The 10,594-nt window shown below is 69.2% G+C and carries 9 protein-coding genes; 6 read left to right on the top strand and 3 right to left on the bottom strand.

The window, feature by feature from the left end; genetic code table 11:
- The 3 genes from secD to AC30N0_RS12720 form a co-directional block, all read left to right on the top strand.
- Window positions 1-1,465, top strand: a 1,465-nt coding sequence (gene secD / locus AC30N0_RS12730; RefSeq protein WP_489518278.1) for a protein translocase subunit SecD, incomplete at its 5' end; no start/stop codon positions are given.
- A 33-nt stretch (window positions 1,466-1,498) separates the two neighbouring features.
- Complete coding sequence (secF, locus tag AC30N0_RS12725; RefSeq protein WP_489518277.1) at window positions 1,499-2,539, top strand: protein translocase subunit SecF; 1,041 nt, start codon at window positions 1,499-1,501, stop codon at window positions 2,537-2,539.
- Window positions 2,540-2,579: 40 nt separating this feature from the next.
- On the top strand, window positions 2,580-4,928 hold the full coding sequence (locus tag AC30N0_RS12720; RefSeq protein ID WP_489518276.1) for a DUF1631 family protein: 2,349 nt from the start codon (window positions 2,580-2,582) through the stop codon (window positions 4,926-4,928).
- Window positions 4,929-4,949: 21 nt separating this feature from the next.
- Here the strand turns inward: AC30N0_RS12720 and AC30N0_RS12715 are convergent, their stop codons facing one another.
- The 3 genes from AC30N0_RS12715 to AC30N0_RS12705 form a co-directional block, all read right to left on the bottom strand.
- Complete coding sequence (locus tag AC30N0_RS12715) at window positions 4,950-5,402, bottom strand: Smg family protein (RefSeq protein ID WP_489518275.1); 453 nt, start codon at window positions 5,400-5,402, stop codon at window positions 4,950-4,952.
- 75 nt (window positions 5,403-5,477) lie between these two features.
- Window positions 5,478-6,590 (bottom strand): DNA-processing protein DprA, encoded by a 1,113-nt coding sequence (gene dprA / locus AC30N0_RS12710; RefSeq protein WP_489518274.1) that lies wholly within the window; start codon window positions 6,588-6,590, stop codon window positions 5,478-5,480.
- A 31-nt stretch (window positions 6,591-6,621) separates the two neighbouring features.
- Complete coding sequence (locus AC30N0_RS12705; RefSeq protein ID WP_489518273.1) at window positions 6,622-7,767, bottom strand: LysM peptidoglycan-binding domain-containing protein; 1,146 nt, start codon at window positions 7,765-7,767, stop codon at window positions 6,622-6,624.
- A gap of 269 nt (window positions 7,768-8,036) precedes the next feature.
- On the opposite strand from AC30N0_RS12705, the gene def reads away from it, so the two are divergent.
- The 3 genes from def to htpX all read left to right on the top strand — a co-directional run bounded on the left by def (window position 8,037) and on the right by htpX (window position 10,474).
- Window positions 8,037-8,549: a peptide deformylase gene (def, locus tag AC30N0_RS12700; RefSeq protein WP_489518272.1), complete on the top strand. Its 513-nt coding sequence runs from the start codon at window positions 8,037-8,039 to the stop codon at window positions 8,547-8,549.
- 33 nt (window positions 8,550-8,582) lie between these two features.
- The gene (gene fmt / locus AC30N0_RS12695) at window positions 8,583-9,560 is read left to right on the top strand and encodes a methionyl-tRNA formyltransferase (protein ID WP_489518271.1); all 978 of its coding nucleotides are present in this window, start codon (window positions 8,583-8,585) and stop codon (window positions 9,558-9,560) included.
- Window positions 9,561-9,628: 68 nt separating this feature from the next.
- Entirely contained in the window at window positions 9,629-10,474 is an 846-nt protein-coding gene (htpX, locus tag AC30N0_RS12690) for a zinc metalloprotease HtpX (RefSeq protein ID WP_489518270.1), read from the top strand.
- Window positions 10,475-10,594: the final 120 nt, after the last annotated feature.

Raw genomic sequence — 10,594 nt, 5'->3', positions numbered from 1 at the left:
CCACTTCCTGATGCAGGTGGACATGAAGGCGGCGCTCCTCAAGAAGGCCGATGCGATCGCCGGCGACGTGCGCACGATGCTGCGCGACAAGAACATCCGCCACACCGGCATCGCCCGCGACGGCAACACCGTGGCGGTGCGGTTCCGCGACCGCGAGACCCTGGTGACGGCGCGCAACCTCCTGCAGGACCAGCTTCCCGACGTCGACTGGCAGGAGAGCGTCGACGGCACCGACTTCAAGCTGAGCGGCGGCCTGAAGCCCGCCGCGGCGCAACAGGTCCAGGCGGCCGCGCTGACCCAGAACATCACCACGCTGCACAACCGGGTCAACGAGCTCGGCGTCGCCGAGCCGGTGATCCAGCAGCAGGGCGCGGACCGGGTGGTCGTCCAGCTGCCGGGGGTTCAGGACACCGCCAAGGCCAAGGACATCATCGGCCGGACGGCGACGCTCGAGATGCGCCTCGTCGACGAAAGCAGCGAGGCCCGCCTGGCGGCGAGCGGCGCCGGCCCGGTGCCGTTCGGTAGCGAGCGCTACGTCGAGCGCGGCTCGACGCCTCTGATCGTCAAGCGCCAGGTCCTGCTCACCGGCGAGAGCCTGACCGATGCCCAGCCCGGCTTCGACGACAGGCAGCAGCCGGCCGTCAACCTGACCGTCGACGCCAAGGGCGCCCGCATCATGCGCGACGTCTCGCGCGAGAACGTCGGCAAGCGGATGGCGATCCTGCTGTTCGAGAAGGGCAGGGGCGAGGTCGTGACCGCGCCGGTGATCCGCAGCGAGCTCGGCTCGCGCTTCATGATCTCGGGCAGCATGACGACGGCCGAGGCGAATGACACGGCGCTGCTGCTTCGTGCCGGGTCCCTTGCCGCGCCGATGGAGATCATCGAGGAGCGGACCATCGGGCCGAGCCTCGGCGCCGAGAACATCGACAAGGGCTTCCAGAGCGTCATCTACGGCTTCGCCGCGATCGCCGCCTTCATGTGCGGCTACTACCTGCTCTTCGGCGTTTTCTCGACCTTGGCGCTGGCCTTCAACCTGCTGCTCCTGGTCGCGGTGCTGTCCATGCTGCAGGCGACACTGACCCTGCCGGGCATCGCCGCCATCGCGCTGACCCTGGGCATGGCCATCGACGCCAACGTGCTCATCAACGAGCGGGTGCGCGAGGAGCTGCGCGGCGGCGCGTCGCCGCAGGCGGCGATCAACATCGGCTACGAGCGGGCGTTCGCGACCATCCTCGACTCGAACGTGACGACGCTCATCGCCGGCCTCGCCTTGCTCGCCTTCGGGTCCGGCCCGGTGCGCGGCTTCGCCATCGTCCACTGCCTGGGCATCATCACGTCGATGTTCTCGGCGGTGATGTTCTCGCGCGGCCTCGTGAACCTCTGGTACGGGCGCAAGAAGCGACTGAAGGGGATCTCGATCGGGCAGGTGTGGAAGCCCGCTCCGAGCGTTCCGGCAGAGAGCTGATCCGGATCACCGAGCAAGTCACCGAAAGACACGATGGAGTTCTTCAGAATCCGGCGCGACATCCCGTTCATGCGGCATGCGCTGGTCCTCAACCTTATCTCGTTGGTGACCTTTCTCGCTGCAGTGTTCTTCCTTGCCACGCGCGGTCTGCACCTGTCGATCGAGTTCACGGGAGGCACCGTGATCGAGACGGCCTATGCGCAGGCCGCCGACATCCCCAAGGTGCGGCGGACCGTCGAGGAGCTGAACCTGGGCGACGTGCTGGTCCAGAACTTCGGCAGCTCGCGCGACGTGCTGATCCGCGTCCCGCTGCGCGGCGACATCAAGCAGGCCGACTTGGTCGCACGCGTCTTCTCGGAGCTCTGCAAGGCCGAAGGAGGGACCATCGCGACCCGGGAAGGTGCGGTCGAGCAGGGACAGTCGACGTCACGGCAGGTCTGCTCCGCGCCGGGCACCCCGGCAACCGAGCCGCTCCGCCTGTCGCGCAGCGAGTTCGTCGGGCCGCAGGTCGGCCGCGAACTGGCCGAAGACGGCGCCAAGGCGCTCGCCTTCGTGATCATCGGCATCATGATCTACCTGGCGATGCGCTTCGAGTGGAAGTTCTCGGTCGCCGCCATCGTCGCCAACCTGCACGACGTGATCATCATCCTCGGCTTCTTCGCCTTCTTCCAGTGGGAGTTCTCGCTGTCGGTGCTGGCCGCGGTGCTCGCGGTCCTCGGTTACTCGGTCAACGAATCGGTGGTCATCTTCGACCGGATCCGCGAGGCATTCAGGCGCTACAGGAAGCTGAACACGGCGCAGGTGATCGACCATGCGATCACCAGCACCATCAGCAGGACCATCATCACGCACGGGTCGACGCAGATGATGGTGCTGTCGATGTTGCTGTTCGGCGGCCAGACGCTGCACTACTTCGCGCTCGCCCTCACGATCGGCATCCTGTTCGGGATCTACTCCTCCGTCTTCGTCGCTGCCGCCATCGCCATGTGGCTGGGCGTCAGACGGGAAGATCTCGTGAAAGCGACGGCGAAGGAGCACGATCCGGAGGATCCGAACGCCGGGGCCGTGGTGTAGAGTCGAAACGACCGACGCAGGACGAGACGCACGCTCACCCATGCCGACTCCCGCCAACTCGACGGCATTGGCTCAGCAGGCGAGGCGGTCTTATGCAGAGCGGCTGCTCGCGGGGTTGCCGGGCGTCGTCCAGGCAGTCGATCAAGGCGCGCGGCTCCTCGCCGCTGCGGTGGCCGAGCCGGCCGTCGCCATGCGGCGCCGCGAAGTGATCCCCACCCTGCAGCGCGCCTTTCCGGTCTGGCTGCAGGGCATGACGACGCTGCTGCAGTCGTCGCTGGCGACAGGCACCGTGCAGCAGACCAAGCTCGGCGACCTGCCGACGCTCGCCGCCGCCAGCCGCGCCGGCCCCAAGCTCAGCCTCGTCGACGACGACACGATCGAGCACGAGATCCTCAGCTCGCGGCTGGCGCTGGCGATGATGGACCGCGCCTCGTGGGAGTTCACCGACCTGCGCTCGCGCATGAACATGCTCGAGAGCCGGGAGGAGCTCGACACCAACGACATCCTGCGCCCGCACGTGCTGGCGCGCGTCGTCACCAGCTCCTGGCTCGTCGTTCCCCTCGGCTTCGATGCCTGGCGCCTGCTGCAGACGGTGCTGCACGACGAGCTGTCGCTCTTCGCCGAAGAGGCCTACCACGAGACCAACCGTTTCCTCCTGCAGCGCAACGTGCTGCCGGAGGTCGACCTGCGCCCCTTCATCCGCCGCACGAGCCACGACGCCTCGGGGCCGGGCTCGGCCTCGAGCTCCGGCTCCGGCACGGCATCGGGCGGCTTCGGCCGGCAGACCGGATCGGCGCCGAGCAGTGCGACCGACTTCCAGTACTCGGCGATGCGCCAGGCCAAGCACGAGGTCGGCGACGAAACGCGGCTGATGACCCGCGCCGCCGGCCTCGCCCGCGGCGCCGATCCGGCCGAAGCCGTGCTGGGCCGCCTGAACCGGCTCGTCGGCCGGCAGCTGCCCGAGTTCGCCGATACCTCGCAGGCCCAGCCGCCCTCGCCGCGCCTGCAGGCGGCGATCTCGGAAGCGCAGGAAGGCGTCGCCCGGCGCCTCTCGACGGCAGCCGCGGCGGCGGCCAGCGGCGGCATGGCGCCGGTCGGCACCCCGGCCCTGCTCGAGGAACTGCACCAGCGCAAGGAAGCGCTCAAGCAGGCGGCGACGTCGCCCGTCGAGCGCGCCACCATCGAGATCGTCGCCCTGCTGTTCCAGAGCATCCTCATGGAAGACGCGATTCCGGCGACGGTGCGCGTGTGGTTCGCCCGATTGCAGATGCCCGTGCTGCGCGTGGCCGTCTCCGAGCCCGACTTCTTCGCCACCGTCGAGCATCCGGCCCGGCGCCTGATCGACCGCATGGGCGCCTGCGTGATGGGCTTCGATTCGAGCAGCCGCGTCGTCGGCGATCTTCTCGAGAAGGAGATCAAGCGCGTCGTGCAGGTCGTCGAGGCCTACCCAGACACCGGTCGGCGCGTCTTCCAGACCGTGCTGACCGAGTTCGAGAAGTTCCTCGAACACTACTTCAAGAACGAGAACGAGGCGTCGAAGAAGGGCGTCTCGCTGGCCGCCCAGGTCGAGCAGCGCGAAACGCTGGCGATCCAGTACACGATCGAGCTGCGCAAGATGCTCAACGACGTGCCGGTCCAGGAAGGCGTGCGCGAGTTCCTGTTCCAGGTCTGGGCCGACGTCCTCGCCACGGCCGCAGTCAAGTCCAACAACGGCGACGCGACCAAGGAGATGAAGCGCGCCGCCGCCGACCTGATCTGGTCGGCGAGCGCCAAGGTGTCGCGGGCCGAGCGCGCCGAAGTGATCCGCCGGCTGCCGCCGCTGCTGAAGACCCTGCGCGACGGGATGGACGAGGCCGGGATCCCGCTACCCAAGCAGGACGAGCACATCCAGCGGCTCAACAATTCGCTCGCCGCGGCGTTCACGGCCAAGGCGGCGGCGATCTCGCACGAGCGGCTCGAAGAGCTGATGGGCCGCCTCGAGACGCTCGAGGAGCTGCTGCCCGACAGCGAGGACGTCGACATCGACGAGTCGCTGGTCATGGACCTCTCGGGCCACGAGAGCTCCGAGCTCGAAGTCGTGGCCGAGGGCGGCTCGATGCCGACGCCGGCGATGCTGGCCTGGGCCCGCGAGCTCCAGGTCGGGAGCTGGTACATGCTCGACTACCGCAACCGCAACGAGGCGGTCCAGCTCGCCTGGCAGGGCATGCGGCGCCAGCTCACGCTCTTCGTCTCGCCGCAAGGCCGAGGCATCCTGTTCCAGCAGCATCGGCTCGCCGCCTTCCTGCAGGCCGGGCTGCTGGTGCCGGCCCAGGACGAGGCGCTCACCGTTCGCGCCACGCGAAGCGCGATGGCCAAGCTCGACGGCGATCCCAGCCGGCTCCTCGCGTAGCGCGACGGAGGGCGCCGGCCCTCAGTGGATGAGGCGGTCTTCCTCGTCGACGAACAGCTCGTCGAGGATCAGCGCGTCGGGCTCTTCGCCCAGGCTCCAGAAGACCATCAGGACGATGATCTTCAGGTCCTCCAGGTCGAGCGGCCCGCCCGGAATGGCGCTGGCACGATCGATCACCATCTCGCGCATCGTCGGCGGCAGGACCCCGGCCGATTCGAGGAAGGTGATGAAGCCGATCGACTGCTCGCCGAGGTGCTCCTGCTCCACCGGCGCATAGACGCGAATGCTCTCGTGCTGCTGCTCGCCGACGCGCGCCTGCGCCACCGCAGCGACGCCGTCGAGCCAGGAAAGAGCGTCCTCGATCTCGTCGGATTCGAAGCCGACGGAGGTGAGCTTCCTGGACAGTTGCTCGTGCCCGGGGCAGGCATCAGGCCGCCAGTAGTTCTCGTAGAGATACACGAGCACATCGAACATCAAATCACTATACCCCAGCGATTTCGCCCACATTGCCGAGAGGACGAACGGCGAACGAGCCCGGGGCGGCACTCGTCAACCCCGTTCGATGCGCTGGAGCATCTGCCCCGGCATGCGGGCGACGCGGCCTTCGAGCTCGAGGTCGAGCAGGCGCGCCGACAGGTCGGCGGCACTGCGCCCGGTCCGGGCGATGAGCTCGTCGAGGCTCATCGGCTCGTAGCCCAGGGCCTCCAGGAGCGGATCCTTCGGCCCTGGTGCCGCGGTCGCCTCCGCTGTCCCGCTCGGCACGGCGTCGGAAGCCGACATCAGCTCCTCCAGGATGTCGCTGGCGCTGTCGACCAGCTTGGCCCCTTGCTTGATGAGGAGGTGGCAGCCGCGCGACTGCGGCGAGTGGATCGAGCCCGGGATCGCGAAGACCTCGCGGCCGCCGTCGGCAGCCATCCGCGCGGTGATGAGCGAGCCCGAGTGCAGGGCTGCCTCCACGACGAGCGTGCCGCGGGCCAGGCCGGCGATGATTCGATTGCGGATCGGGAAGTGGGGCGGCAGGGCGGGCGTGCCGATGGCGAATTCGCTGACGAGCAGGCCGTGCGCGGCGATGCGCTGGGCCAGGCCGCGATGGCGCGCCGGGTAGACGCGGTCGAGCCCCGTGCCGACGACGGCGATCGTCGCGCCGCCGCCCGCCAGGGCGCCCTCGTGGGCGGCGCCGTCGATGCCCAGGGCCAGGCCGGAGACGACAGCCCAGCCGGCTCCAGAAAGGTGAGCGGCAAAGGCGCGGGCGTTCTCCAGGCCCTGCGCTGTCGGGTTGCGGCTGCCGACGATCGCCAGCGCCGGCATCGAGAGCAGTTCGGGCCGACCGTGGACATAGAGGAGGAGCGGTGGATCGGCGGTTTCGAGGAGCGCCTGCGGATAGCGCGGGTCGCCGATGGCGACGACGTCGCGCGTCTCCTCGGGCCCGTCCGCGCCATGGAGCCAGCGCCACCCGGCGTCCAGGCGCGCCTCGAATTCGGCCATCGGGGCAGCCAGCGCCGCCGAAGGTCCCGGACCGACCAGCTTCGCGCGCGCACCGCCGGATGCAGCGAGCGCCGCCTGTGGAGACCCGAAGGAGGACAGCAGGACCCGTGCTGCGTCGCGGCCGACGCCGGGCGTCTCGAGCAAGCGCAGCCAGGCACTGAACTCGTCGCGATCCATCACCGAGGCCGCACCCTTGGCGGCGAGACGCTCAGGGCTGCGTGAAGCGGTCGCCGGCGGCGACCGGGTCTTTCACCGACAGGATGAGCGCGTAGGACATCCGCTCGAAGACGCGGAACACGAACAGGATGCCGTGGCGCTCGTCGGGCAGCTTGATCCTGGTCCGGCCCTTGTCGGTGGGGTCGACGACGACCTTGCCGTCGCGGAACAGGGCGAGGACGTGGCCGCGCTCGATGCCGTCATTGGCGCCGCGATTGAGCGCGACGATCTGGTTCTGGCCCGCGGTGAGGGCATCGCCGTAGATCGAGACGATCTGCCCGGCGATCGGCGCCGAAGGCGGATGCGGCGCGTAGTTCGTGTACTCGCGAGACGGGATCGGGGCGAGCCGGTCGCCGACGCCGGCTTCCTGGCGGATGCTGGTCACGGTGAAGGTGGCGGGGACGATCTCGGCCTTGCCTTCGGCGTTGGTCCGCGTCTCGCCCTGCACGGTGTACTCGGAGGCGCCCACGTAGGTGGCTTCGTAGCCGAGGATCTCCTTGGTCGTCGGGTCGCGCAACGGCCGCGGCTCGCGGAAGATGCGGTACTCGCGCTCCATGCCGATCTCGCCGCGCACGTAGGCGGTGTCGCCGCGCGAGAGCAGCACCCGGCCTTCCTGGGTGGCCACGATGCGCGGCGCCGCGGCCAGGGCATTGGTCTCGAAGATGACAGCCTCGTTGAGGAAGGGCTCGATCAGGTTGAAGGGGATCGAGGCGATGCCGTCGATCGCGATGTCGCGCGAGCGGATGCGCGGCGACAGCTTCGCATCGCCCGAGCCGCCGACCGGCTGGCCCATGCGGAGCCGCGCCCGCCCGTTCGACTTGTCGAGGAACAGCATCTGCCCGGGAAAGATCAGGTGCGGGTTGCGGACCTGCTCCAGGTTCATGCCCCAGAGCTCGGGCCAGCGCCACGGGCTCTTCAGGTACATCTTGGAGATGTCCCAGAGCGTGTCGCGCGGCTTGACGGTGTAGACGTCGGGAGCGTTCGGGAGCAGCTCGCTGAGCGGCACGCCTTGCTCGGCGGTCCGCTGCGCCGTGCTGCGCTGCTCGGCGGTGATGGGAAAATTCGGTGTCGCCGAGCCGACGGGAAGCGGGGCCAGCAACGAGGCGATGCCGGCAAGGGCCATAGCGTGGACGGGCATGGACAGGACGCGATTTCGAAGGCTCATGCGGAAGGTTCTCATGAATGGCGAGGCGTGCTCGCATGAACGGCTCGAAAGGTCATCGCCGGGGTTTATTCGCAGTATTGAATCGATCGGCGAAAATCTCACCCTGCCTCAGAGATTCTGCCCATAAAGCATTGATATCGCAACGAAAGTGCGCCATCTGCAGCCCGGTGCGTGAGACCTTTCTCACCTGTTGGCGTTGTCCGGCATCCACATTCCTGCGCCGCTGAATCGAATCGTCACAAATGGCCAAGCTCGACATACTTCGTTACCCCGATCCGCGCCTGCATACCGTCGCCAAACCGGTCGCCCAGGTCGACGACCGCATCCGAAGGCTCGTCGACGACATGATCGAGACGATGTACGACGCCGAGGGCGTCGGCCTGGCCGCCACGCAGGTCGACGTGCACGAGCGCGTCATCGTCATCGACACCTCGGAAGGGCGCGACGATCCGCTCGTCCTGATCAATCCGGAGCTGGTCGAAGCGAGCGACGAGCGCGTGCTGACCGACGAAGGCTGCCTGTCGGTGCCCGAGATCTTCGACAAGGTCTCGCGCCATGCCCGAATCCGGGTCCGTGCGCTGGGCCGGGCCGGGCAGGTGCAGGAGTTCGATGCCGAGGGCCTGCTCGGGGTCTGCGTCCAGCACGAGATGGATCACCTGCTCGGCAAGGTCTTCGTCGAGTATCTGAGTCCCTTGAAACGCAATCGGATCCGCACCCGCATGCTCAAGAAGAGCCGCGTGGAAGAGCGCGCCTGATGCCGGCGTTGCGCGGCTGCTGAGGCGCCGAGCATGCGCGTCGTCTTCGCCGGCACGCCCGACTTCGCACGCGTCGCGCTTGAGCGCCTGCACGGCGCCGGTCACGAGATCGCGCTCGCCCTGACCCAGCCGGATCGCCCGGCCGGGCGCGGCATGAAGCTGTTGCCATCGCCGGTGAAGGCGTTCGCGCTCGCGCGGGGAGTTGCCGTGGCGCAGCCACGAGGGCTTCGCCTGGACGGCCGCTACGCCGAGGACGCCGAGGCGGCGCGCGAAGCCCTGCAAGAAGCCCGGCCCGAGGTCATCGTCGTTGCCGCCTACGGCCTGCTCCTGCCGAGCTGGGTGCTCGACCTGCCGGCGCAGGGCTGCATCAACATCCACGCCTCGCTCCTGCCGCGCTGGCGGGGCGCGGCGCCGATCCAGCGCGCGATCGAGGCCGGCGACGAGCGCACCGGCGTGACGCTGATGCAGATGGACACCGGCCTCGACACCGGCGCGATGCTCGCGGTCCGGACGACGCCGATCTCGCCAGCCGACACCGCGGCGACGCTGCAGGCCCGGCTCGCCGACCTCGGCGCCGAGCTAGCGGTCGACGGCCTGCGCGACCTGGCGCTGGGGGCACTCGCCGCGCGCCCGCAACCGGAGGCCGGCGTCACCTACGCCGCCAAGATCGGCAAGGGCGAGGCCGTGATCGACTGGCTGGAGAGCGCTGCCGTCATCGAGCGCCGCCTGCGCGCGTTCGACCCGTTCCCCGGCGCGCGCAGCGAGCTCGAAGGCGAGACGATTACCTGCTGGCGCGGCGAAGTGCGTTCCGCAACCGGGCGCCCCGGCGAAGTGCTGTCGACCGCCGATGGCGCGCTGACCGTCGCCTGCGGCGACGCTTCCCTCGCCTTGACCGAGCTGCAGCGGCCCGGCGGCCGGCGCCTCGCCGCTGCGGAGTTCCTGCGCGGCCGGGCACCGCGGGTCGGCGCCCTGTTCAAGGCCAGGGCCGGCAATCCCCTCTCCGGCATTTGAACTCCCGCGCAGCGGCATCATCTATCGGCCACGCGTCGAACAGAGGCATCGGTCGCGAAGGGGCTTCGATGTTCAATCTGCTGAAAACAGCCGTCCTGATGGCGGCGATCACCGCACTCTTCATGGCCCTCGGCTCCTTCGTCGGCGGCCAGCAGGGCATGGTGATCGCGCTGCTCGTCGCGGTGGGCCTCAACTTCTTCAGCTACTGGTTCTCGGACAAGCTCGTCCTCAAGATGTACAACGCGCGCGAGGTCGACGCGACCTCGGCGCCGCAGTTCTACGGCATGGTCAGCGAGCTGGCTCACAAGGCCGGGCTGCCGATGCCGCGCGTCTACGTCATCGACGAGGCGGCGCCGAATGCCTTCGCCACCGGCCGCAACCCGGCCCACGCGGCCGTCGCGGCGACGACCGGGATCATGCGCGTGCTGACCGAACGCGAGCTGCGCGGCGTGATGGCGCACGAGCTGACGCACGTCGCGCACCGCGACATCCTCCTGTCGACGATCAGCGCGACGATGGCCGGCGCGATCTCGATGCTGGCGAACTTCGCGGTGTTCTTCGGCGGCCGCGACAGCGAAGGCCGGCCGGCCAATCCGATCGCGGGCCTGGCCGTCGCGATGCTGGCGCCGCTGGCCGCGAGCCTGATCCAGATGGCGATCAGCCGCGCCCGCGAGTTCGAGGCCGACCGCGGCGGCGCCGAGCTGTCCGGGGATCCGCGCGCGCTTGCCTCGGCGCTGCAGAAGATCCACGCCTACGCCCGCGGGACGCCGATGCCGGCTGCCGAGCGCAACCCCGCGACTGCGCAGATGATGATCATGAACCCGCTGAGCGGCGGCGGCCTGAGCGGCCTGTTCTCGACCCACCCGGCGACCGAGGAGCGCGTGGCGCGGCTGCTGGCGATGGCCGGGCGCTGATCCCGGCCACCCGCTCAAGTCGTCACGAGCGGCGCCGATAAGGAGTGCGGAGCTTTCCGATGCGCCGCACTGCCCTGTCCCTCGCCCTCGCCGCAGCCGTGCTGACCGCCGGCTGCGACA

Origin of the sequence: Rhizobacter sp. (genome assembly GCF_031412495.1) — a bacterium.
In the GTDB taxonomy this organism is placed as follows: domain Bacteria; phylum Pseudomonadota; class Gammaproteobacteria; order Burkholderiales; family Burkholderiaceae_C; genus Schlegelella_A.
This window is presented reverse-complemented; position numbering and strand designations above follow the sequence as displayed.

Excerpts from the sequence above, each read along its gene's own strand:
- secF (WP_489518277.1), top strand. The coding sequence starts at position 1,499 with ATGGAGTTCTTCAGAATCCGGCGCGACATCCCGTTCATGCGGCATGCG.
- AC30N0_RS12720 (WP_489518276.1), top strand. The coding sequence starts at position 2,580 with ATGCCGACTCCCGCCAACTCGACGGCATTGGCTCAGCAGGCGAGGCGG.
- AC30N0_RS12715 (WP_489518275.1), bottom strand. The coding sequence starts at position 5,402 with ATGTTCGATGTGCTCGTGTATCTCTACGAGAACTACTGGCGGCCTGAT.
- dprA (WP_489518274.1), bottom strand. The coding sequence starts at position 6,590 with ATGGATCGCGACGAGTTCAGTGCCTGGCTGCGCTTGCTCGAGACGCCC.
- AC30N0_RS12705 (WP_489518273.1), bottom strand. The coding sequence starts at position 7,767 with ATGCCCGTCCACGCTATGGCCCTTGCCGGCATCGCCTCGTTGCTGGCC.
- def (WP_489518272.1), top strand. The coding sequence starts at position 8,037 with ATGGCCAAGCTCGACATACTTCGTTACCCCGATCCGCGCCTGCATACC.
- fmt (WP_489518271.1), top strand. The coding sequence starts at position 8,583 with ATGCGCGTCGTCTTCGCCGGCACGCCCGACTTCGCACGCGTCGCGCTT.
- htpX (WP_489518270.1), top strand. The coding sequence starts at position 9,629 with ATGTTCAATCTGCTGAAAACAGCCGTCCTGATGGCGGCGATCACCGCA.